Here is a 22,763-nt window from a genome sequence, read left to right on the forward strand (position 1 = left end):
TACAATAATAAAGACTATAAATATCAAAAAAGAGACATTATGGCTTGGCTAAATCAAACAGATAAATTTCAAACTCATTGGTATCGTGCGCCAGTATTGGGGATCGCGGCAAAAATGGGGCAGCATGACTCTGGTTTTCATAAACATGAAATGGGGCAGCTTTTGTTTACACAACAAGGGTGTATACGAATTTCACTGGAAAATCGCCTGTCTTTGCTTCCCCCTGGTAGAGTGGCTTGGATCCCTCCATTTGTTCTTCATCGGGCACAAATGCAGGCATCCGTGGGGTATCGATCGGTTTATTTATCAGAAGAATATGCCAAAAAAATCGGGAACGATGTGGTTATTTTGAATATTTCCCCATTACTAAGGGAAGTGCTAGAACGTATTGCTATTGCGCCGTTTGAGAGTGATTGGCAGCAGGGGCGTTTGGCCAACTTATTACCGGTATTTATCGATGAGCTACAAAGTGCAGCTTTAGAGCCAACACTGTTGCCATTACCGCAAGATAGACGCTTTAAAGGGATTGATATCGAGCAATTACCACCGAATTTAAACCAGTTAGCGCAGACTATCGGTGCGAGTGAGAAAACAATCACGCGTATTTTCTTGAAAGAAACAGGCATGACATTTCAAACATGGCGACAACAATGGCGGTTTATTAAAGCGATTGAGTTGCTTGCACAAGAAAAACCTTATCACTATATTATTCAAGAGCTTGGTCTAACAAGTGATAGCGCGTTTATCAGTTTTTTCCGCAAAATGAGCGGAATGACACCAAGGGAATATCAACAGCAGTAAGCTAAATGACATTAATAAAAAAGAAAAAAGCCCCGAAAATTCGAGGCCTTAGCATATGTAGGGTTCAGATTTAATTAAATATTATTTTTTTGCTAATTCAGAGTTGAATTCACGTTTGTCATAGCCGGTATATAGCTGGCGAGGACGAGCAATTTTCAGGCCGTCATCGTGCATTTCATTCCAATGTGCAATCCAGCCAATGGTACGTGCAATGGCAAAAATAACAGTAAACATTGAAGATGGAATACCCATTGCTTTCAAGATGATACCTGAGTAGAAGTCAACGTTCGGGTACAGTTTTTTCTCAATGAAATACGGGTCGTTCAATGCGATACGTTCCAGCTCCATAGCGACTTCCAGCAAGCTGTCATTCAAGCCAAGTTCATTTAGAACTTCATGGCAAGTTTCACGCATTACCGTTGCACGTGGGTCATGGTTTTTATAAACACGGTGACCGAAGCCCATCAAGCGGAAAGAGTCATTTTTGTCTTTAGCGCGCTCGATAAATGCAGGAATGTGCTCAACAGTTTGGATCTCTTCCAACATACGTAAGCAAGCTTCGTTAGCACCGCCGTGAGCAGGCCCCCACAGTGAAGCGATACCTGCCGCGATACAAGCAAATGGGTTTGCACCGGATGAACCCGCAGTACGTACAGTCGAGGTTGAAGCGTTTTGTTCGTGGTCAGCGTGTAGGATTAAGATACGATCCATTGCGCGTTCTAAAACAGGATTAACTGTGTATTCTTCACATGGTGTCGAGAACATCATATGCAAGAAATTACCCGCGTATGACAGGTCATTACGTGGATAAACAAAAGGTTGGCCAATTGAATATTTGTAACACATCGCTGCGACTGTTGGCATTTTCGACAGCAGACGATAAGCCGTAATTTCACGGTGGCGTGGGTTGTTAACATCCAATGCATCGTGATAGAAAGCTGCTAGTGCGCCAGTAACACCGCATAATACAGCCATTGGGTGTGAGTCACGGCGGAAACCATTAAGCATGCGAGTAATTTGCTCATGGATCATGGTATGGCGAGTCACCGTATTTTTAAATACGTCATATTGTTCTTGAGTTGGTGCTTCACCGTATAGCAGGATATAACAAACTTCGAGATAAGAGGCTTCAGTGGCGAGTTGATCGATAGGGAAACCACGGTGCAACAGGATGCCTTGATCACCATCGATATAGGTGATTTTTGATTCACAGGATGCAGTAGAAGTAAAACCAGGGTCGTAGGTAAAAAACCCTTTAGAACCTAAAGTTCGGACATCGATAACGTCTTGACCAATCGTTGGGCTTAAAATATCTAGGTCAATATCACCCTTACTACCAGTCGTTAGCTTAGCTTTGTTATCAGCCATTACGGTCTCCTTAGCGCTTGATAATCGACACCCAACAACCCAGAAGCTCAGCGTTATACTGTGTCTTCATGCATTGTTCTACCGGTATGCTTTGGAAATCAGCTCGCTATCACATAAAACCTGAAATCTGAGACCGACGACAATGTAATTAGGTTGTTTATGAGTGTGTAGATGTTATGTTCTTTTTGTTGTTTTCCCTACAATATCATTATTTGTGGTAAGGGGAACAACTTTCATAACTTTTGTTATTAATACCCATCATAGTTCAAATTGAAGAGTACTTAACATTGCAACATTCACGTTTTTTTCTTTTACGATGAAGTGTCAACAGCACCGTTAAGATAATTCTGCCAGACCTATATGTAAGATAAATGTTGAATCATTGTCAAATAAGATAAGCACATTTATACAAAATGTTTAAATCGTGATCCCTCTCACTGTTCGGGCTAAATGTCTCCAAACATTTTGTGTGGGAATTGTAATGGCATTGTGAAGACTTTATACTAGCGGCAGGTCTCCGGATTACCCTGTAGTAGGAGTTCCCAGCGTGATCAGTATGCAACTTTATTTAAACATGATGGATTAGAGTTTGTGTTAAGTTGCATTTTGTACCCCTGTCGCTGTCTGATTTCCACCCCAGGTCCGGAGGATGGAAAATAATAAAGAGCTGTGTGGGCAAAATTGTGAAAAAACAAAGACCTGTCAACCTTGATTTGCAGACGATTCACTTCCCGATCACTGCAATATCTTCGATCTTGCACCGTGTCTCTGGCGTCATTACTCTCATCGCAGTTGGTATTCTGCTTTGGTTGTTAGGGACATCTCTCTCCTCTCCAGAAGGTTTTCAATACGCGTCTGAAATAATGACTGGCTTTTTTGCTAAGTTCATTCTTTGGGGCATCTTGACAGCTTTGGCTTACCACATCTGTGGTGGTATTCGTCATATGCTAATGGATTTCGGTTGTGTTGATGAAACGCTTGCTGCTGGTAACTCATCTGCAAAAATTACATTTGTCATTACCGTGATTTTAGCAATTCTGGCGGGGATTTTAGTATGGTAAGTAATGCTTCAGCTTTAGGCCGTACTGGTATCCAGGACTGGCTATTAATCCGTGGTTCTGCGATTGTCATCGCGCTCTACGTACTCTACATTGTTGGTTTTGTTGCTATTAATGACATTACCTATGACGTCTGGCGTGGCTTTTTTGCCTCTTCTGTGACGAAAGTATTCACTATCCTCACGTTGTTCTCGATTCTTGTTCATGCGTGGATTGGCATGTGGCAAGTGCTGACTGACTACGTTAAACCTTTAGCAATTCGTTTAGTATTGCAACTGGCTATCGTTGTAGGTCTGTTGGCTTATTTAATTTACGGAACAATTGTTGTGTGGGGTGCATAAATGAATCTGCCAATCAGAGAGTTTGACGCTATCGTTATCGGTGCGGGTGGCGCAGGTATGCGCGCAGCACTTCAAATTTCACAGATGGGCCTATCTTGTGCGCTTCTGTCAAAAGTTTTTCCAACTCGTTCTCATACTGTATCAGCGCAAGGTGGTATCACGGTTGCTTTAGGTAACACGCATCCTGATAACTGGGAATGGCACATGTATGACACCGTTAAAGGTTCCGACTACATTGGTGACCAAGACGCTATCGAATACATGTGTAAAACAGGGCCAGAAGCTATCCTCGAATTAGAACATATGGGGTTACCGTTCTCGCGCCTTGATGATGGAAGTATTTATCAACGTCCATTTGGTGGTCAGTCTAAAAACTTCGGTGGTGAGCAAGCTGCGCGTACTGCAGCTGCAGCTGACCGTACTGGCCATGCACTGTTACATACCTTGTATCAGCAGAACTTAAAAAACCACACAACCATTTTTTCTGAATGGTATGCCCTTGATTTAGTTAAAAACCAAGACGGCGATGTTGTAGGTTGTACTGCAATTTGTATGGAAACAGGCGAACTGGTTTATTTCAAAGCGAAAGCAACTATTTTAGCAACGGGTGGTGCGGGTCGTATTTACCAATCAACCACTAACGCACACATCAATACGGGTGATGGCGTGGGAATGGCTGCTCGTGCAGGTGTTCCACTGCAAGATATGGAAATGTGGCAATTCCACCCTACGGGGATCGCTGGCGCGGGTGTTCTCGTGACAGAAGGTTGTCGTGGTGAAGGTGGTTACCTGTTGAATAAAGACGGCGAGCGTTTCATGGAGCGTTATGCGCCGAACGCGAAAGACCTTGCGGGTCGTGACGTTGTTGCGCGCTCAATCATGATTGAAATTCGTGAAGGTCGTGGTTGTGATGGCCCATGGGGTCCACACGCCAAGCTGAAACTGGATCACTTAGGAAAAGACGTTCTGGAATCTCGTTTACCGGGTATCCTTGAATTATCTCGTACCTTTGCTCACGTTGACCCAATCAAAGAGCCAATCCCTGTTATTCCTACCTGTCATTACATGATGGGCGGTATTCCAACGAAAGTGACGGGTCAAGCTCTGCGTTATAACGAAAAAGGCGAAGATGAAGTCATTCCTGGTCTGTTTGCGGTCGGTGAAATTGCCTGTGTATCAGTACATGGTGCTAACCGCTTAGGGGGTAACTCACTTCTCGACTTAGTGGTATTTGGTCGCTCAGCGGGTCTGCATTTGAAAGAATCCATTATGGAGCAAGGTTCAATGCGTGATGCATCTGAATCTGATATTGATGCAGCGATGACACGTTTTAACCGTTGGGAAGGTGCGCGTACGGGTGAAGACCCAACTGAAATCCGTAAAGCACTGCAAACCTGTATGCAGCATAACTTCTCGGTATTCCGTGAGGGTGATGCAATGGCGAAAGGTTTAGAAGAGCTGAAAGTGATCCGTGAGCGTCTGCAAAATGCACGCCTTGATGATACTTCGACTGAATTTAATACTCAGCGTATCGAATGTTTAGAACTGGATAACCTGATGGAAACGGCTTATGCAACGGCACAAGCTGCAAACTTCCGTACAGAAAGTCGTGGTGCGCATAGCCGCTTTGACTACCCAGAGCGAGATGATGCGAATTGGTTATGTCACTCATTATATTTACCGCAATCTGAAACGATGACGCGTCGTGAAGTCAACATGCAGCCAAAACTGCGTGAAGCCTTCCCACCGAAAATTCGTACCTACTAATGCGTGGTGTTAATCCAGTTGCGGAGAAATAAACTATGAAATTACAATTTTCGATTTATCGCTACAATCCTGATGTGGACAACGCACCACGTATGCAAGATTACACGCTAGAAGTTCCTGAAGGGCGTGACATGATGTTGCTGGATGCGTTAATCCAAATCAAAGAGCAAGACCCAACACTCTCTTTCCGTCGTTCTTGTCGTGAAGGGGTATGTGGTTCCGATGGCCTGAACATGAACGGTAAAAACGGGTTGGCGTGTATTACGCCATTATCTGCTTTAATCCGTGGTGGGAAGAAAATTGTCATTCGTCCATTACCGGGTCTGCCTGTTGTGCGTGACCTGATTATCGATATGACTCAGTTCTATACCCAATACGAAAAAATTCGTCCATATCTGATTAATGATAACAAGAACCCACCAGCGCGTGAGAATTTACAAACTCCTGCACAACGTGAAAAACTCGATGGTTTATATGAGTGTATTTTGTGTGCTTGTTGTTCGACTTCTTGCCCATCGTTTTGGTGGAATCCAGACAAGTTTATCGGGCCTGCAGGCTTGTTGGCAGCGTATCGCTTCTTAATTGATAGCCGTGATACTGAAACCGATTCACGATTAGATGATCTGAACGACGCTTTTAGTGTCTTCCGCTGTCATAGCATCATGAATTGTGTCAATGTATGCCCTAAAGGGCTAAATCCAACGAAAGCTATCGGTCATATTAAATCTATGTTACTAAAACATAGCGCTTAATTATGCATATTTAACCCACAGTGCTCAGGTGCTGTGGGTTAAAAGAGAAATAGCACAAAATAAAAACATAAGTAAAAAGAAACGCGTAAAGTAAAAGCAGTAATAGGTTTTTAATGCGCGGAAGCTCACAAAAGCACGAAAACGAAATACCAACAAAGGGCGTCAGAAAGTAACATTGTCACCCATAAAAAGTAGTACTTATTAAAACGTTGTCATTACAAAAGCGTAAAAAAGTGAAAGCAAAGAAAGTAACAGTAAAAAGTAGAAAAAATAGCCAACTGCAAAAGATGAAGACGACAGCCCAAGCATAGGGGCCTTTAAAAACCGCAGCCAGTTTTTAAAGGTTCCTTAAAAGGGAAACCCTTACTGATAAAGGGCCTCCCAAAGAGAGAACATGCATAAAGCACGTCCAAGAGAACCTTTATCGAGGTCGCTTAAATGCGGCAATTAGTTAACCACGGCGAAAACTAAAGCTTTAAAAGCTTAAGGGATCACAATGCAGAACGGCGTAATGAAGGACTGGCTGGATTCAAGCTTTCTGGCAGGCGCGAACCAGACTTATATAGAACAGCTCTATGAAGATTATCTGACTGACCCTAACTCTGTCGATGCCGAGTGGAAAGCAATTTTTGAGCAACTTCCTGGTGCAGCACTAGGCACTAGCGGTGAACAATTCCACTCCCAAGCGCGCGATTACTTCCGCCGCTTAGCAAAAGACTCTACACGTTATCACACCTCTGTTAGCGATCCAGCTATCGACGCAAAACAAGTTAAAGTTTTGCAATTAATCAATGCGTTCCGCTTCCGCGGGCACCAAAATGCGAATCTTGATCCGTTAGGTCTTTGGAAACGTGAATCTGTTCCAGATTTAGACCCAGCATTCCACAACCTGACGAAAGAAGACTTCAACGAAACCTTCAACGTGGGTTCATTTGCGATTGGCAAAGAAACCATGAAGCTGAGTGAGCTATATGACCACCTGAAACGTATTTATTGCGGTTCTATTGGTGCAGAATATATGCATATCACGAATACAGAAGAAAAACGTTGGATCCAACAGCGTCTTGAGTCTGTTGATGTTTCTAAAATTTTCTCAGTAGAAGAGAAAAAACGCTTCTTAGCTGAATTAACGGCAGCTGAAGGGCTTGAGCGTTACATCGGGGCTAAATTCCCAGGTGCAAAACGTTTCTCATTGGAAGGTGGTGATTCACTGATCCCAATGCTGAAAGATTTAATCCACCACGCAGGCAAGCAAGATACCCGTGAAGTTGTTTTGGGTATGGCTCACCGTGGTCGTTTAAACGTTCTAGTTAATATCTTAGGTAAAAAACCGGGCGAATTATTTGATGAGTTCGCGGGTAAACATAAAGACCACTCAAGCGCGGGTGATGTTAAATATCACCAAGGTTTCTCCTCTGACTTTGAAACCGCAGGCTCTCGTGTTCACTTAGCGTTAGCATTTAACCCGTCTCACCTTGAGATTGTTAGTCCAGTGGTTATCGGCTCAGTGCGCGCACGTCGTGACCGTCTGGATGAAGGCCGCAGCAACATGGTTCTGCCAATTACCATTCATGGTGACTCAGCAGTAACTGGCCAAGGTGTTGTACAAGAAACACTGAACATGTCTCAAGCTCGTGGTTATGAAGTTGGCGGTACGATGCGTATCGTGATTAACAACCAAATTGGTTTCACGACTTCAAATCCAAAAGATACACGTTCAACAGAATACTGCACAGATATCGTGAAGATGGTGCAGGCACCAATTTTCCACGTGAATGCGGATGACCCAGAAGCAGTGTCTTTCGTGACTCGTTTAGCGCTTGATTTCCGTAACACGTTCAAACGCGATGTTATGATTGATTTAGTCTGTTATCGCCGCCATGGCCATAACGAAGCGGATGAGCCAAGTGCAACTCAGCCTGTGATGTATCAAAAAATCAAACAGCACCCAACACCACGTAAAATTTATGCAGATCGTTTAATTGCAGAAAACGTATTAAGTGCTAATGATGTTACTGAAATGGTTAATCTGTATCGCGATGCGTTAGATGCAGGTAACTGTGTGGTTGAAGAGTACCGTGAAATGGGGCTGAACTCATATACATGGGCTCCATATTTAAACCATGAATGGGATGCATCCTATAAATCAACAGTTGATATTAAACGCTTAACGGATCTGGCTGTTAAAGTCAGCACTATCCCAGAAGGCGTGGTTGCGCAATCTCGTGTTGAGAAAATTTATACCGACCGTGCCGAAATGGCAAAAGGTGAGAAATTACTCGACTGGGGCGCGGCTGAAACTTTAGCGTACGCAACGTTAGTTGATGAAGGTATTCCTGTGCGTTTGTCCGGTGAAGACGCAGGCCGTGGTACATTCTTCCACCGTCATGCAGTTATTCACAACCAAACAAATGGTTCAGTTTACGTTCCACTGCAAAATATCCATAACGGCCAAGGCGTCTTTAATGTTTGGGACTCTGTTCTGACTGAAAACGCGGTATTAGCATTCGAATATGGCTATGCCACTACTGAGCCTCGTGCACTGACTATTTGGGAAGCCCAATTTGGTGACTTTGCTAACTGTGCTCAAGTGGTTATCGACCAATTTATTAGCTCTGGTGAGCAAAAATGGGGTCGTATGTGTGGTCTGGTAATGCTACTGCCTCATGGTTATGAAGGTCAGGGGCCAGAGCACTCATCTGCACGTTTAGAACGTTACCTGCAACTGTGTGCTGACCAAAACATGCAAGTGTGTGTGCCGTCAACACCTGCTCAGGTTTATCACATGTTGCGTCGCCAAGCCTTACGTGGCATGCGCCGTCCTCTGATTGTGATGTCACCAAAATCTCTGCTACGTCACCCATTAGCGGTCTCTAGCATGGAAGAATTGGCAAACGGTACATTCGAGCCAGTTATCGGTGAAATAGATGATATCAATCCGAAAAATGTGAAACGCGTCGTTATGTGTTCAGGTAAAGTCTATTACGATCTGTTAGAACAACGTCGTAAAAATGAACAAACTGACGTGGCTATCGTGCGTATCGAACAGTTATATCCGTTCCCACACGAAGATATCCAAAAAGCGTTGGCGCAATTTACTGATGTAAAAGACTTTGTATGGTGTCAAGAAGAGCCATTAAACCAAGGTGCTTGGTATTGCAGTCAACATAACTTCCGTGAAGCTATCCCAACAGGGGCAACTTTACGTTATGCAGGTCGAGCTGCTTCTTCATCTCCAGCAGTTGGCTATACGTCCGTACACCAGGAACAACAGAAAGCCCTGGTTAATGACGCTTTGAACATTGAATAATTAAAGGATAGAAAATGAGTAGCGTAGAAATTCTTGTTCCCGATCTTCCTGAGTCCGTTGCAGATGCTACGGTTGCCACATGGCATAAAAAACCAGGTGACAGTGTTCAGCGTGACGAAGTACTGGTTGAGATCGAAACAGATAAAGTCGTATTAGAAGTTCCTGCAAGTGAAGCTGGTGTATTAGAAGCTATCGTTGAAGATGAAGGTGCAACGGTATTGTCTAAGCAATTACTGGGTCGCATTCGTTTAGGCGATAGCACAGGTATTCCTGCTGAAGTGAAAGAAGCACAAGAGTCAACACCTGCACAGCGTCAAACGGCAAGTTTAGAAACTGAAAGCAATGATGCTCTGACCCCTGCGATCCGTCGTTTGATTGCAGAGCACGACTTAAATCCAGCTGACATCAAAGGTACGGGTGTTGGTGGTCGTTTAACGCGTGAAGATGTTGAAAAACATTTAGCTGCAAATAAATCTGCGGCACCTGCGGCGAAAGCCCCAGCGGCTCCACAAGCGCCTTTAGCACACCGTAGCGAAAAACGTGTTCCAATGACGCGTTTACGTAAACGTATTGCTGAGCGCCTGTTAGAAGCGAAAAACACGACCGCCATGTTGACGACCTTTAACGAAGTCAATATGCAACCAATCAAAGACTTACGTAAACAATATGGCGAAGTATTCGAAAAACGTCATGGTGTTCGTTTAGGTTTTATGTCTTTCTATGTGAAAGCTGCGGTTGAAGCACTGAAGCGCTACCCAGAAGTGAATGCTTCTATTGATGGCGATGATGTGGTTTACCATAACTATTTCGATATCAGTATTGCGGTTTCAACACCACGTGGTTTGGTAACACCAGTTCTGCGTGATGTCGATGCAATGAGCATGGCAGATATCGAGAAGAAAATTAAAGAACTGGCTGTTAAAGGTCGTGACGGTAAATTAACTGTCGAAGACTTAAGTGGTGGTAACTTCACTATCACTAACGGTGGCGTATTTGGTTCTCTGATGTCTACACCTATCATTAACCCACCACAGAGCGCGATTTTAGGCATGCATGCCATTAAAGACCGCCCTATGGCTGTAAATGGTAAGGTAGAGATTCTTCCTATGATGTATTTAGCACTGTCTTACGACCACCGTTTAATCGATGGTAGTGAGTCAGTTGGCTTCTTAGTCGCTATCAAAGATATGCTGGAAGATCCAACTCGTTTACTGCTGGACGTATAGCAACATAACAGGGCAGGGTACAACTTGCCCGGTCTGAAGTAACCGATGCAACCCGTTCGCGGGTTGCTAAATCAGTAACAATTGCAGGAGGCGAATAAACGCCTCTTCAGACTCAATTATGGATAGAACATCATGAATTTACACGAGTACCAGGCAAAACAGTTGTTTGCACGTTATGGGATGCCTGCACCGACAGGTTATGCCTGTTCATCAGTCGCTGAAACCGTCGATGCTGCTAAAAAAATTGGTGACGGCCCTTGGGTAATTAAATGCCAAGTTCACGCAGGTGGACGTGGTAAAGCTGGCGGCGTAAAAGTCACTAGTGATATCAACGAAGTGAAAGCATTTGCAGAACACTGGTTAGGTAAAAACTTAGTTACCTATCAAACAGATGCAAACGGCCAGCCTGTTAACCAAATTCTGGTTGAAACGGCAACTGATATTGCTAAAGAACTCTATTTAGGTGCGGTTGTAGACCGTAGTACTCGCCGCGTTGTATTCATGGCATCTACCGAAGGTGGCGTGGAAATCGAGAAAGTCGCAGAAGAGACTCCAGAGTTAATTCACAAAGCGATTATCGACCCACTGACTGGCCCAATGCCTTTCCAAGGCCGTGAGTTAGCATTTAAATTAGGCTTAACTGGCAAACAAGTTAGTCAATTCGCGAAAATTTTCATGGGTCTGGCTACATTATTCCTAGAACGCGATTTAGCATTAGCGGAAATCAACCCACTGGTTATCAGCACTGCGGGTGATTTAGTTTGCTTAGATGGTAAATTAGGTATCGATAGCAACGCGTTATATCGTCAACCAGAGATCCGTGAACTACGTGATGAATCACAAGAAGATGCACGTGAAGCACAAGCCGCTCAGTGGGAACTGAACTACGTTGCGTTAGACGGCAACATCGGCTGTATGGTTAACGGTGCGGGCCTTGCAATGGGTACTATGGATATCGTTAAGCTGCACGGTGGTGCACCGGCTAACTTCTTAGATGTTGGCGGTGGCGCGACAAAAGAGCGTGTAACTGAAGCATTTAAAATCATTCTTTCTGATGAAAACGTGAAAGCCGTTTTTGTTAACATCTTTGGTGGTATCGTTCGCTGCGACCTGATTGCAGACGGCATCATTGGTGCAGTAGAAGAAGTTGGCGTAAATGTACCAGTCGTTGTGCGTTTAGAAGGTAACAATGCAGAGTTAGGTGCTAAAAAACTGGCAGATAGCGGCTTGAATATTATCGCTGCAAACAGCCTGACTGATGCAGCTAAGAAAGCAGTAGCAGCAGCGGAGGCTAAATAATGTCTATTTTAATCGATAAAAACACCAAAGTAATTTGCCAAGGTTTCACTGGTGGCCAAGGTACATTCCACTCAGAACAAGCGATTGCTTATGGCACGCAAATGGTCGGTGGTGTGACGCCAGGTAAAGGTGGCACTGTTCACTTAGGTCTGCCTGTATTTAACACTGTTCGTGAAGCTGTAGAAGCAACGGGCGCAACAGCCTCTGTTATCTATGTTCCAGCACCATTTTGTAAAGATTCTATTTTAGAAGCTATCGATGCTGGCATTAAGCTGATCATCACTATCACTGAAGGTATTCCAACTCTGGATATGCTGACAGTTAAAGTGAAATTAGACGAAGCAGGCGTTCGTATGATTGGCCCTAACTGCCCTGGTGTTATCACGCCGGGTGAATGTAAGATTGGTATCCAACCTGGCCATATCCATATGCCAGGTAAAGTCGGTATCGTTTCACGTTCAGGTACGTTGACTTATGAAGCAGTTAAACAAACAACAGATGCAGGCTTAGGCCAATCGACTTGTGTAGGTATCGGTGGTGACCCAATTCCAGGTTCAAACTTCATTGATATCCTGAAGTTATTCCAAGCAGATCCACAAACTGAAGCTATCGTGATGATCGGTGAAATCGGTGGTAACGCAGAAGAAGAAGCAGCTGAATATATTAAAAAGCATGTTACTAAGCCTGTTGTAGGCTATATCGCAGGTGTAACTGCACCAAAAGGCAAACGTATGGGCCACGCAGGTGCAATCATCGCAGGTGGTAAAGGGACTGCTGATGAGAAATTTGCTGCATTAGAAGCTGCTGGCGTGAAAACCGTTCGTAGCCTTGCAGACATCGGTGATGCAGTCAAATCTCTGCTGAATAAATAAGTAATTCGCTAGGCAACTAGCAAGAGTAAGAGACGAAAGCCCGTGCTCATGTGAGCACGGGTTTTTTTATGCCTTTTAAATATTTTTATAGGGTTATGCGGTTTTTTGAAATGTGTGTCTATACTTAAAAGTGCGTTCTATAGGCTTATATGAAGGAAAATTGATAATAAAAAGGCAATTTAGGTGAGCAGGGTAGTGCTAATAGCACTTTATGCAAAAAAAAGCGAAATTGCGGCATATCAATTTTATAATATTGACGGTAATTCAATTAAGCCAATATAACAGTTTAGTTGAGAAAACGGCTATATTAATAAAATTCATAATAAGTTTAAAATAAGATACTATTACAAATTAAATATTCTTTTTTCGAGTCGTTAATTCAATGATTATATTTTTTGTTAATCTTTGGAAAAATTAAGAACATTTATATCATTATCAATAACAGCAATTTAACAAGTAAATAACCATTAATTGACTGACAGGTATAGCAATTAACAACAGGAAAAAAATTGACGCAAATCAATTCATTGCCTCTGGCTTTATTTGTTCAAATTGCTTAAATTGGTGCTCGATCAAATACTCGATTTTCTATTAAAGGGTATAATTATTGATGTAAATTCAGAATTCAAATCTGAGTCACGTAAAAGAAGTTTATTGTGTGTGAAGATAAGCGTACTATTATTATGGTAACGTTTGTTCTTTTAATTTTGTTAATTTTTTGTTGTTTTGAGGCATTTTTTGCTGGTAGTTAAGAGGCTTTCTAAGTATTTAAAACTGGAAGCTGGGTTGCCGCAAGTCGGTGTCTTCCTGCTAGGAGCAAGGAGTCAAGATGTTTGATATTGTCGAACTGTCACGATTACAGTTTGCCTTAACTGCGATGTATCACTTCCTGTTCGTACCATTAACGCTAGGTATGGCGTTTTTGCTTGCGATCATGGAAACGGTATATGTACTGTCAGGCAAGCAAATTTATAAAGATATGACTAAGTTCTGGGGTAAGTTATTTGGTATTAACTTTGCTCTGGGTGTTGCAACGGGTCTGACCATGGAGTTCCAATTCGGTACTAACTGGTCTTACTACGCGCACTATGTTGGAGATATCTTCGGTGCACCTCTTGCAATCGAAGGTCTGATGGCGTTCTTCTTAGAATCAACGTTTGTCGGTTTATTCTTCTTTGGTTGGGATCGTTTAAGCAAAAAACAACACCTAGCTGTAACATGGTTAGTTGCTTTAGGTTCTAACTTCTCTGCTTTGTGGATCTTGGTTGCGAACGGTTGGATGCAAAACCCAATCGCTGCTGATTTCAACTTCGAAACAATGCGTATGGAAATGGTTAGCTTCTCTGAGCTAGTCTTAAACCCAGTTGCGCAGGTTAAGTTCGTCCACACAGTTGCTGCGGGTTATTGTACCGGTGCAATGTTTGTCCTTGGTATTAGCTCTTACTACCTGCTTAAAGGTCGTGATGTTGCTTTTGCTAAACGTTCTTTTGCTATTGCTGCAAGCTTTGGTATTGCTGCTGTTCTGTCTGTTATCGTTCTTGGTGATGAATCAGGTTACGAAATGGGTGACGTTCAGAAAACCAAACTGGCTGCTGTTGAAGCAGAGTGGGAAACCCATGCTCCACCAGCTGCGTTTAACTTAATCGCTTGGCCGGATACTGAAAAGCAAGAAAATAAATTTGCTATCTCGATTCCTTGGGCGATGGGTATTATTGCAACCCGTTCAATCGATACGCCTGTATTAGGTCTGAAAGACTTAATGAAACAGCACGAAGTTCGTATTCGTAACGGTATGATTGCATACGGTCAGTTACAAGAGCTTCTTGCAGGTAATAAAGATCCTGAACTGCGTTCGGCATTTGAAGTAAACAAAAAAGATCTCGGATATGGCCTTCTGTTAAAACAATATGCACCAAATGTTGTTGATGCAACTGAAGCTCAAATCCAAAAAGCAGTGAAAGATAGTATTCCTAACGTTGGGCCGCTGTTCTGGGCATTCCGTATCATGGTTGGTGTTGGCTTCCTATTACTGTTGATTATTGGCTGGGCATTCCTGTCAGTAGTTCGTAACCGTATTGGTCAAAATAAACTATTGCTGCGTATTGCACTATTCGGTATTCCACTACCATGGATTGCAATTGAATCAGGTTGGTTCGTTGCGGAGTATGGTCGTCAGCCATGGGCAATCGGTGAAGTGTTACCTGTTTCGGTTGCACACTCCAACTTGACGACTCATGACCTGATCTTCTCTATGGTATTGATCTGTGGTCTGTACACACTGTTCTTAATTGCTGAAATGTTCTTAATGTTCAAATTCGCTCGTAAAGGGCCAAGCAGCCTGAAAACTGGCCGCTATCACTTTGAACAGAAAAACCCTTCTGCACACGACGTTCAGTAAATAGGAGCCACTTATGTTTGATTATGAAGTTCTTCGGTTTGTGTGGTGGATCCTTATCGGTGTATTACTGATTGGATTTGCTGTCACAGATGGCTTTGACATGGGCGTTGGCTTCTTATTACCTATTTTAGGTAAAACGGATACTGAACGCCGTATCATGATTAACGCTGTTGCACCTCACTGGGATGGTAACCAAGTTTGGTTAATCACAGCTGGTGGTGCGATGTTTGCTGCCTGGCCACAGGTCTATGCTGCATCATTCTCCGGTTTCTATATCGCGATGATTTTAGTGCTAGCAGCATTGTTCTTCCGTCCGGTTGGTTTCGACTACCGTTCAAAACTGGAGAACCAAAAATGGCGCAATATGTGGGACTGGGGTCTGTTCATCGGTGGTTTCGTTCCACCATTAGTTATCGGTGTTGCGTTTGGTAACCTGTTATTAGGTGTTCCACTGCAAATTGATAACCAACAGTATTTGACCTACACGGGTAACCTGTTTGGTCTGCTAAACCCATATGGTCTGTTGGCGGGTGTCGTTGGCTTAATGATGATTGTTACCCAAGGTGCAACTTATCTGCAAATGCGTACCACTGGCGAACTGTACTTACGTGTGCGTAAAGCAACCTATATCTGTGCGTTAGTTACATTGTTAGCGTTTGCGGGTGCAGGTGTTTGGTTAGTCATGGGCATTGATGGTTATGTTATCACTTCAACTATTGATACTCTGGCGGTGTCAAACCCACTGAACAAAACAGTTGCAGTTGAATCAGGTGCTTGGTTGACTAATTTCAATACTTACCCAATCCTGTGGGCATTGCCTGCTCTGGGTGTAGGATTGCCGTTAATCACAATGCTGTTTAGTAAAGCAGACAAAAATGGTTGGGCGTTTGTGAGTTCTTCATTAACTATCGCTTGTATCATTTTAACCTGTGGTGTAGCAATGTTCCCATTCATCATGCCTTCAAGCATCATGCCAAACGCAAGTTTGACCATGTGGGATGCAACATCTAGCCTGTTTACTCTGCAAGTGATGACTGTTGTTGCTATTATCTTTGTACCAATCGTACTGGCATACACCGCATGGTGTTACTACAAAATGTTCGGTCGTTTGGACAAAAACTTCATCGAAGGCAACAAGCACTCACTGTATTAAGGAGCATAACTATGTGGTATTTCGCCTGGATCCTCGGCACGCTGTTAGCTTGTAGTTTTGCAGTGATTGCAGCATTAGCGTTAGAGCACTCTGAAGACTCTAAAGCCGCTAAAGATGGTGAGTAATAAAAATGCTGGTGGATAAAACCTATCAGCTATTGGATAAGGGGCCGATAAGGGCCCTTATCCTTATTTTAGCTTTAGTCACAGCAGGTGCAGTCATGTGGGATCCAACCCTATTTGCTGCGAAGACCAGCTCATTTCAAATATGGCAAGGGTTATTATTAATATGGGCAACGTGTACCGCGATGATTTTTGGTGTTGGTTTTAAACCCCAAAAAGTTATCTTTCGTGCAATTTTTCACCCATTACCTGCTGCCATCATTCTTATTTGGGGACTTTTTCAGGTCTTTAGATAATTCTAATTGCTAATTATGGGTCAATGGACCCATAATTATTTTTGATATCTTTACTTTCAAAGTGATTCCAAACTGGCACTGTCTTGCGTATAGTGGCACCGTTAATTAATTTAACCTAAGACGGAGTGATTGTTATGTTATTTCGCTGGCCTGTTCGCGTGTATTATGAAGATACAGATGCGGGCGGTGTTGTTTATCATGCACGCTATTTAGCCTTTTTTGAGCGAGCAAGAACCGAAATGCTGCGAAATAAAGGTATCAATCAACAAAGTATGCTTGCTGAGAACCTTGGCTTCGTTGTGCGAAGCATGACAATTGATTTTGTCAAAGGGGCGAAGCTGGATGACCTGCTGGAAGTTGAAACACAAATTATTGAAATGAAACGTGCTTCACTCACTTTTCAGCAAAGGTTAGTTGATTCGCAAGGTAACCTGCTTTGTGGGGCAAATGCCCTTATTGCTTGTGTGGACACATCAAAAATGAAGCCGATTGCGCTTCCTAAGTCTATTGTCGCGGAGTTTAAACAGTGACTGACATGAATATCCTGGATTTATTCCTTAAAGCGAGCCTTTTGGTTCAGCTCATTATGTTCGTTTTGATCGGTTTTTCTATCGCATCATGGGCGATCATTATTCAAAGAACGAAAATTTTAAATGCGGCAACGCGTGAGGCGGAAGCATTTGAAGATAAGTTCTGGTCAGGTATCGAGCTATCGCGCTTATATAAAGAAAGCCAAGCTCGCCGTGATGAATTGAGTGGTGCCGAACAAATTTTCCATTCTGGTTTTAAAGAGTTTGTTCGTTTACACCAAGCGAATATTCATGCACCAGATGCGGTCGTGACAGGTGCTTCTCGAGCAATGCGTATTTCAATGAATCGTGAGCTTGAATCAGTTGAAGCGCATATCCCATTTTTAGGTACTGTTGGTTCAATTAGCCCATATATTGGTTTATTTGGTACCGTTTGGGGGATTATGCATGCGTTTATTGCATTGGGAGCGGTAAAACAAGCAACATTACAAATGGTTGCACCGGGTATTGCCGAAGCACTTATTGCAACCGCAATTGGCTTATTTGCAGCGATCCCTGCCGTTATGGCATTCAACCGTTTGAACTTACGTGTTAGCAAATTAGAGCAAAATTACGATAACTTTATGGAAGAGTTTTTGGCCATCTTGCATCGTCAAGCCTTCTCTGCTGATAAGAAATAAGACGGGGAGATAAGCGAATGGCGCGCACAAGTCGCAGACGTGAGCTGAAATCCGAAATCAACATAGTTCCATTACTGGACGTATTGTTGGTACTGTTGCTGATATTTATGGCAACAGCACCGATTATTTCTCAAAGTGTGGAAGTTGAGCTGCCGGATGCAACAGATACACAAACCGTATCATCAAGTGATAACCCACCGATTATTTTAGAAGTGTCGGGGGTTGGCCAATATAACATGCGCCTTGATGGTGAGGTTTTAGAATTGCTACCACCAGAGCAAATTGCTGCAGAGGCAAAATCTCAATTAGAGAAAAACCCCAAAGCAGTTTTCTTGATTGGTGGAGCAAAAGAAGTCCCTTATGAAGAAGTGATTAAAGCGCTGAATATATTACACAGCGCAGGGATAAAATCAGTTGGCTTGATGACTCAGCCTATATAGGCTGGGTTATTGTCGTTTGAATAAGTCACAATTCTTTTTTTGGATACCAGAGTGGGAAAGACAAAAGAGAAAAAAGATAACTTAAATCGCTCGTTAGTGATGTCAATCGTATTGCACATCCTATTGATTGGGTTGATTGTTATAGGCTCTTTAGTTTCCGTCGTCAAACTTGGTGGTGGCGGGGAAGAGGGAACTGTCATCGATGCGGTGATGGTTGACCCGGGCGTGGTTGTTGAGCAGTATGAAGAAATGCAAAGGCAGCAAAATAACGTCAGACAAGCGGCGAAAGAGCGCAAAGAGCAAGAACAAAAGCAAGAGGCTGAGCTCAGAGAGCAGCAAGAAAAGGAACAAAAGCGTCTTCAGCAGCTTGAAGAAGAGCGTATTAAAACTGAGCGTGCAACGGCGGAGCAACAAAAGCAAGCCGAAGAACAACAGAAAATAGCATTAGAAGCGGCTAAAAAAGCGAAGGAAGAGCAAAAAATAGCCGAAGAAGCTGCCGCGAAAGCGAAAGCAGAAAAAGAAAAATTAATTAAAGAGCAGGCTGCTGAAAAGGCGAAAGCTGAGGCGCAAGCTCAGAAAGAAGCGGAAGCAGCGAAAGCCAAAGCAGAAAAAGAAGCTAAAGAAAAAGCAGAAAAGGACGCGAAAGTAAAAGCAGAAAAGGACGCGAAAGTAAAAGCTGAAAAAGAAGCTAAAGCTAAAGCCGATAAAGAAGCCAAAGAAAAGGCTGACAAAGAAGCGAAAGCAAAAGCAGCAAAAGCCAAAGCTGAGGCAGCAAAAAATGCCGCTTCTGTTGACGATTTACTCGGCGATTTAACGGCATCAGGCCCTAGCAAGCAAGGTGGCGAAGCTGCAGCTGGAAAAGGTGGCGGTAAAAAATCGGGCGCATCGAATGCTGATGTAGACAGCTATGCTGGTAAGGTGAAAGCGGCTATCCAAAGTAAGTTTTATGATTCAGATACTTTTCGTGGGCGTACTTGTGAACTTCAATTGAAGCTCGCACCTGATGGGCTATTAGTGAGTATTACACCAAAAAATAGCCCAGCCAATGACGCAGCGCTTTGTGACGCCGCAATCCGAGCAGCAAAACTTGCAACGATGCCTAAACCACCTAGCAGAGAAGTCTATGATACGTTTAATAAAGCAGGTAGCACAGTTGTGTTTAAACCTTAATTTTCAATAACTCAGACCAGTCTGTATTGATATTATTAAGGCAATAGAATAAATAGTTTGTGTGGTATCTAGTTTTGTTATTATACCTTTGTTAAAATTCAGCGAATTATTGCGGTAGTAAATAATCCGCAGTAAGGGAGATAAGAATGAAGCAGGCTTTTAAAGTAGTTTTAGGGTTCCTAATGCTATGGGCGACAGTGGCTCAGGCTGAAATACGTATTGAGATCACTGAAGGTGTTAACTCAGCTCAACCTATTGGTGTTGTGCCGTTTAAATGGTCAGGTGCGGGTGCTCCACCACAAGAAGTTGGCCAAATAGTAGGCGCTGATTTACGCAATAGCGGAAAATTTAACCCTATTGAGCCAAGCCGTATGCCTCAACAACCGGGTACCGCTTCTGAAGTGATCCCTGAAGCGTGGACAGCGTTAGGTATTAACGCAGTGGTTGTGGGCCAGGTGCAGCCTGCTGCAGATGGCAGCTTTGTCGTTAGCTATCAGTTAGTTGATGTCGCGGCTAACCCAGGTGCTGTTTTATCTCAGAACCAATATAAAGTAACAAAAGAATGGTTACGCTATGCAGCGCATACTGCAAGTGATGAAGTCTTTGAAAAATTGACAGGTATTCGTGGCGCATTCCGTACACGTATTGCTTATATTGTTGTCAACAAAGGCGGTCAGTATCCATATGAATTACGTGTTTCTGACTATGACGGTTTTAACCAATTTACGGTTCACCGTTCACCAGAACCTTTGATGTCGCCAGCTTGGTCACCAGATGGTGAAAAACTGGCTTACGTTACATTTGAAAGCGGTAGTTCAGCACTTGTCATTCAAACCTTATCGACAGGAGCAGTTCGTCAGGTAGCATCATTCCCACGTCACAATGGGGCACCTGCATTCTCTCCTGATGGGACTAAACTGGCATTTGCATTGTCTAAAACAGGCAGCTTGAACTTATATATAATGGACTTAGCGAGTGGGCAAATTCGTCAGGTAACCGATGGTCGTAGTAACAATACCGAGCCAAGTTGGATGCCAGATAGCCAAACTTTAGTCTATACTTCAGATCAGGCGGGACGTCCGCAGATTTATAAAATCAATATTAATGGTGGCAGTCCTGAACGTGTTTCTTGGGAAGGAACACAAAATCAGGACGCTGATGTTAGCCCGGATGGTACTTTCTTAGTGATGGTCAGCTCCGGCGGCGGTCAGCAACATGTCGCCAAACAAGATCTGGCAACGAATAACGTTGAGTTTTTAACGAAAACGTTCCTAGATGAAACGCCGAGTATCGCACCTAACGGCACTATGGTAATTTATAGCTCCTCTCAAGGCTTGGGGACTATATTGCAGCTAGTTTCGACCGACGGGCGTTTCAAAGCGCGTCTTCCGGCTACCGATGGACAGGTTAAATTCCCTGCCTGGTCGCCGTATCTGTGATGCATAATAATAATGTGTGGCAAAAAATATTAAGGATCAAAACGATGCAACTGAATAAAGTGCTTAAAGGGCTGATGATCGCGTTACCAATCATGGCAGTCGCAGCTTGTAGCTCTAACAAAAACAATGACCAAGATGGCGTAGATACTTCTACTAACCAAACTAACACTGGTCTGTCTGCGGAAGAGCTGGCACGTCAGCAAATGGAACAGCTGCAACAAAACAACACTGTTTACTTTGGCTTTGACAAATACAACGTATCTCCAGAGTACGCTGAAATGTTAGATGCACACGCAGCATTCCTGCGTAGCAACCCATCTGTACGTGTTGTTGTTGAAGGTCATGCGGATGAGCGTGGTACTCCAGAATACAACATCGCGCTGGGCGAGCGTCGTGCTAATGCAGTTAAAATGTACCTGCAAAGCAAAGGTGTTTCTGGTGACCAAGTTTCACTGGTTTCTTACGGTAAAGAAAAACCAGCTGTGTTAGGTCACACTGAAGCAGACTACGCGAAAAACCGTCGTGCAGTCATTGCATACTAATAGATAAGCGAAATTATCTATTATGAACAGTAACTTCAGACACTTACTAGTCGGTCTGTCGTTATTGGTTGGCGTAGCGGCCCCTTGGGCCGCTATTGCCCAAGCGCCAATCAACAATGTCGGATCTGGTTCAACAACAGACCGCCTTACCCAACTTGAGACAGCAGTTAGCTCTCAAGGTCAAATTATGTATCAAATCCAACAGCAACTCGCTGACAACCAACGCGACATCGATATGTTACGTGGCCAGATTCAAGAAAGTGAATACAAATTGAATCAAGTCATTGAGCGCCAGAAAGATTTATACATGCAATTAGACAATGCAGGCGGTGGTAATTCAGCAACCTCAGGCGATACAGCAACACCAGACACTAGCGCATCAAATGGAACATCTTCCTCTACGACACCTACGGCAGCGGCCAATACGGGTGGAAATGAGAAAGATGATTACAATGCGGCAGTCAAATTAGCAATGGAAAGCAAATCCAAAGCTCAAATTGACCAAGCAATCGGTGCATTACAAGGTTTTATTAAAGCCTACCCTAAGTCTGGGTATCAATCTAATGCCAACTATTGGTTGGGGCAGTTAAACTACAACAAAGGTAGCAAAGACGATGCTGCTTTTTATTTTGCCACTGTAGTTAAGCAGTATCCTAAATCCCAAAAAAGCAGCGAAGCCTTATATAAAGTTGGGCTGATCATGCAAGATAAGGGACAAAAAGATAAAGCAAAAGCTGTTTACCAACAGGTATTGAAACAATATCCAAACAGTGCTGGTTCAAAATTAGCCGAAAAAAAGCTGAGTACACTTTAATTTATAGCCCCGAAGCAATATTACCGAATATTTCGGGGTTATCAGTATGATAAGTGTGCATTTAAACTTTTTTTTTAAAAAAATCGTTGCACCCTCGTCAGAAATCAGTAATATAGGCCGCCGTTGAGACGAGAATGTGGTTAGCCAAAAATCTCGAGATACAAAAAGAAATTTAGTTAGAAATGTTGTTTTAGATGGGTCGTTAGCTCAGTCGGTAGAGCAGTTGACTTTTAATCAATTGGTCGCAGGTTCGAATCCTGCACGACCCACCATCTAAGCAGTATAAAATCAGAATTCCAAGATGGGTCGTTAGCTCAGTCGGTAGAGCAGTTGACTTTTAATCAATTGGTCGCAGGTTCGAATCCTGCACGACCCACCATCTCAA

Annotated in this window: 21 protein-coding genes and 2 tRNA genes; 22 read left to right on the plus strand and 1 reads right to left on the minus strand. The window is 43.3% G+C overall.

Annotation, left to right across the window (positions count from 1 at the left end):
• Positions 1-39 precede the first annotated feature (39 nt).
• Positions 40-801 (plus strand): AraC family transcriptional regulator, encoded by a 762-nt coding sequence (locus tag PR800_RS14610; protein ID WP_102138327.1) that lies wholly within the window; start codon positions 40-42, stop codon positions 799-801.
• 81 nt (positions 802-882) lie between these two features.
• On the opposite strand, the gene PR800_RS14615 is transcribed toward PR800_RS14610, so the two are convergent.
• On the minus strand, positions 883-2,169 hold the full coding sequence (locus PR800_RS14615; protein WP_004909058.1) for a citrate synthase: 1,287 nt from the start codon (positions 2,167-2,169) through the stop codon (positions 883-885).
• A 671-nt stretch (positions 2,170-2,840) separates the two neighbouring features.
• Here PR800_RS14615 and sdhC point away from each other — a divergent pair.
• The 21 genes from sdhC to PR800_RS14720 all read left to right on the plus strand — a co-directional run bounded on the left by sdhC (position 2,841) and on the right by PR800_RS14720 (position 22,757).
• On the plus strand, positions 2,841-3,230 hold the full coding sequence (gene sdhC / locus PR800_RS14620; protein ID WP_004909059.1) for a succinate dehydrogenase cytochrome b556 subunit: 390 nt from the start codon (positions 2,841-2,843) through the stop codon (positions 3,228-3,230).
• The gene (gene sdhD, locus PR800_RS14625) at positions 3,224-3,568 is read left to right on the plus strand and encodes a succinate dehydrogenase membrane anchor subunit (RefSeq protein ID WP_004256832.1); all 345 of its coding nucleotides are present in this window, start codon (positions 3,224-3,226) and stop codon (positions 3,566-3,568) included. Before sdhC ends, sdhD begins: the two co-directional genes overlap by 7 nt.
• Entirely contained in the window at positions 3,569-5,335 is a 1,767-nt protein-coding gene (gene sdhA / locus PR800_RS14630) for a succinate dehydrogenase flavoprotein subunit (protein WP_102138328.1), read from the plus strand.
• Between the two features lie 35 nt (positions 5,336-5,370).
• Positions 5,371-6,087: a succinate dehydrogenase iron-sulfur subunit gene (locus PR800_RS14635; protein ID WP_004256824.1), complete on the plus strand. Its 717-nt coding sequence runs from the start codon at positions 5,371-5,373 to the stop codon at positions 6,085-6,087.
• Between the two features lie 496 nt (positions 6,088-6,583).
• Positions 6,584-9,397: a 2-oxoglutarate dehydrogenase E1 component gene (gene sucA, locus PR800_RS14640; protein ID WP_102138329.1), complete on the plus strand. Its 2,814-nt coding sequence runs from the start codon at positions 6,584-6,586 to the stop codon at positions 9,395-9,397.
• Between the two features lie 14 nt (positions 9,398-9,411).
• Positions 9,412-10,623, plus strand: a complete 1,212-nt coding sequence (gene odhB / locus PR800_RS14645; protein WP_102138330.1) for a 2-oxoglutarate dehydrogenase complex dihydrolipoyllysine-residue succinyltransferase — start codon at positions 9,412-9,414, stop codon at positions 10,621-10,623.
• A 132-nt stretch (positions 10,624-10,755) separates the two neighbouring features.
• The gene (sucC, locus tag PR800_RS14650; RefSeq protein WP_004909077.1) at positions 10,756-11,922 is read left to right on the plus strand and encodes an ADP-forming succinate--CoA ligase subunit beta; all 1,167 of its coding nucleotides are present in this window, start codon (positions 10,756-10,758) and stop codon (positions 11,920-11,922) included.
• Positions 11,922-12,794, plus strand: coding sequence for a succinate--CoA ligase subunit alpha (gene sucD / locus PR800_RS14655; protein ID WP_102138331.1), 873 nt, complete (start codon positions 11,922-11,924; stop codon positions 12,792-12,794). Before sucC ends, sucD begins: the two co-directional genes overlap by 1 nt.
• 829 nt (positions 12,795-13,623) lie before the next feature.
• Positions 13,624-15,192, plus strand: a complete 1,569-nt coding sequence (gene cydA, locus PR800_RS14660; protein WP_102138332.1) for a cytochrome ubiquinol oxidase subunit I — start codon at positions 13,624-13,626, stop codon at positions 15,190-15,192.
• Positions 15,193-15,205: 13 nt separating this feature from the next.
• Positions 15,206-16,345 (plus strand): cytochrome d ubiquinol oxidase subunit II, encoded by a 1,140-nt coding sequence (cydB, locus tag PR800_RS14665; RefSeq protein WP_102138333.1) that lies wholly within the window; start codon positions 15,206-15,208, stop codon positions 16,343-16,345.
• 11 nt (positions 16,346-16,356) lie between these two features.
• Positions 16,357-16,470, plus strand: a complete 114-nt coding sequence (gene cydX / locus PR800_RS14670) for a cytochrome bd-I oxidase subunit CydX (RefSeq protein ID WP_004909083.1) — start codon at positions 16,357-16,359, stop codon at positions 16,468-16,470.
• Between the two features lie 5 nt (positions 16,471-16,475).
• Positions 16,476-16,763, plus strand: coding sequence for a cyd operon protein YbgE (gene ybgE, locus PR800_RS14675; protein ID WP_102138334.1), 288 nt, complete (start codon positions 16,476-16,478; stop codon positions 16,761-16,763).
• Between the two features lie 134 nt (positions 16,764-16,897).
• Positions 16,898-17,293, plus strand: a complete 396-nt coding sequence (ybgC, locus tag PR800_RS14680; RefSeq protein WP_004256789.1) for a tol-pal system-associated acyl-CoA thioesterase — start codon at positions 16,898-16,900, stop codon at positions 17,291-17,293.
• Positions 17,290-17,973, plus strand: a complete 684-nt coding sequence (gene tolQ, locus PR800_RS14685) for a Tol-Pal system protein TolQ (RefSeq protein ID WP_004256787.1) — start codon at positions 17,290-17,292, stop codon at positions 17,971-17,973. The genes ybgC and tolQ overlap by 4 nt, the downstream gene beginning before the upstream one ends.
• Positions 17,974-17,990: 17 nt before the next feature.
• Complete coding sequence (gene tolR, locus PR800_RS14690; protein ID WP_102138335.1) at positions 17,991-18,413, plus strand: colicin uptake protein TolR; 423 nt, start codon at positions 17,991-17,993, stop codon at positions 18,411-18,413.
• Between the two features lie 51 nt (positions 18,414-18,464).
• Entirely contained in the window at positions 18,465-19,583 is a 1,119-nt protein-coding gene (gene tolA, locus PR800_RS14695) for a cell envelope integrity protein TolA (RefSeq protein ID WP_272531092.1), read from the plus strand.
• A gap of 146 nt (positions 19,584-19,729) precedes the next feature.
• On the plus strand, positions 19,730-21,022 hold the full coding sequence (gene tolB / locus PR800_RS14700) for a Tol-Pal system beta propeller repeat protein TolB (protein WP_102138337.1): 1,293 nt from the start codon (positions 19,730-19,732) through the stop codon (positions 21,020-21,022).
• Between the two features lie 44 nt (positions 21,023-21,066).
• Positions 21,067-21,564, plus strand: a complete 498-nt coding sequence (gene pal / locus PR800_RS14705) for a peptidoglycan-associated lipoprotein Pal (protein ID WP_004909091.1) — start codon at positions 21,067-21,069, stop codon at positions 21,562-21,564.
• 22 nt (positions 21,565-21,586) lie between these two features.
• Positions 21,587-22,378, plus strand: a complete 792-nt coding sequence (gene cpoB / locus PR800_RS14710; protein WP_166266340.1) for a cell division protein CpoB — start codon at positions 21,587-21,589, stop codon at positions 22,376-22,378.
• A gap of 196 nt (positions 22,379-22,574) precedes the next feature.
• Positions 22,575-22,650, plus strand: a tRNA-Lys gene (locus tag PR800_RS14715).
• Between the two features lie 31 nt (positions 22,651-22,681).
• Positions 22,682-22,757: transfer RNA gene (locus PR800_RS14720), tRNA-Lys, on the plus strand.
• The last annotated feature ends 6 nt before the right edge of the window (positions 22,758-22,763 follow it).

Source organism: Providencia sp. PROV205 (assembly GCF_028479505.1).
GTDB lineage: Bacteria > Pseudomonadota > Gammaproteobacteria > Enterobacterales > Enterobacteriaceae > Providencia > Providencia huaxiensis.

Excerpts from the sequence above, each read along its gene's own strand:
- PR800_RS14610 (WP_102138327.1), top strand. The coding sequence starts at position 40 with ATGGCTTGGCTAAATCAAACAGATAAATTTCAAACTCATTGGTATCGT.
- PR800_RS14615 (WP_004909058.1), bottom strand. The coding sequence starts at position 2,169 with ATGGCTGATAACAAAGCTAAGCTAACGACTGGTAGTAAGGGTGATATT.
- sdhD (WP_004256832.1), top strand. The coding sequence starts at position 3,224 with ATGGTAAGTAATGCTTCAGCTTTAGGCCGTACTGGTATCCAGGACTGG.
- sdhA (WP_102138328.1), top strand. The coding sequence starts at position 3,569 with ATGAATCTGCCAATCAGAGAGTTTGACGCTATCGTTATCGGTGCGGGT.
- PR800_RS14635 (WP_004256824.1), top strand. The coding sequence starts at position 5,371 with ATGAAATTACAATTTTCGATTTATCGCTACAATCCTGATGTGGACAAC.
- sucA (WP_102138329.1), top strand. The coding sequence starts at position 6,584 with ATGCAGAACGGCGTAATGAAGGACTGGCTGGATTCAAGCTTTCTGGCA.
- odhB (WP_102138330.1), top strand. The coding sequence starts at position 9,412 with ATGAGTAGCGTAGAAATTCTTGTTCCCGATCTTCCTGAGTCCGTTGCA.
- sucC (WP_004909077.1), top strand. The coding sequence starts at position 10,756 with ATGAATTTACACGAGTACCAGGCAAAACAGTTGTTTGCACGTTATGGG.
- sucD (WP_102138331.1), top strand. The coding sequence starts at position 11,922 with ATGTCTATTTTAATCGATAAAAACACCAAAGTAATTTGCCAAGGTTTC.
- cydA (WP_102138332.1), top strand. The coding sequence starts at position 13,624 with ATGTTTGATATTGTCGAACTGTCACGATTACAGTTTGCCTTAACTGCG.
- cydB (WP_102138333.1), top strand. The coding sequence starts at position 15,206 with ATGTTTGATTATGAAGTTCTTCGGTTTGTGTGGTGGATCCTTATCGGT.
- cydX (WP_004909083.1), top strand. The coding sequence starts at position 16,357 with ATGTGGTATTTCGCCTGGATCCTCGGCACGCTGTTAGCTTGTAGTTTT.
- ybgE (WP_102138334.1), top strand. The coding sequence starts at position 16,476 with ATGCTGGTGGATAAAACCTATCAGCTATTGGATAAGGGGCCGATAAGG.
- ybgC (WP_004256789.1), top strand. The coding sequence starts at position 16,898 with ATGTTATTTCGCTGGCCTGTTCGCGTGTATTATGAAGATACAGATGCG.
- tolR (WP_102138335.1), top strand. The coding sequence starts at position 17,991 with ATGGCGCGCACAAGTCGCAGACGTGAGCTGAAATCCGAAATCAACATA.
- tolB (WP_102138337.1), top strand. The coding sequence starts at position 19,730 with ATGAAGCAGGCTTTTAAAGTAGTTTTAGGGTTCCTAATGCTATGGGCG.
- pal (WP_004909091.1), top strand. The coding sequence starts at position 21,067 with ATGCAACTGAATAAAGTGCTTAAAGGGCTGATGATCGCGTTACCAATC.
- cpoB (WP_166266340.1), top strand. The coding sequence starts at position 21,587 with ATGAACAGTAACTTCAGACACTTACTAGTCGGTCTGTCGTTATTGGTT.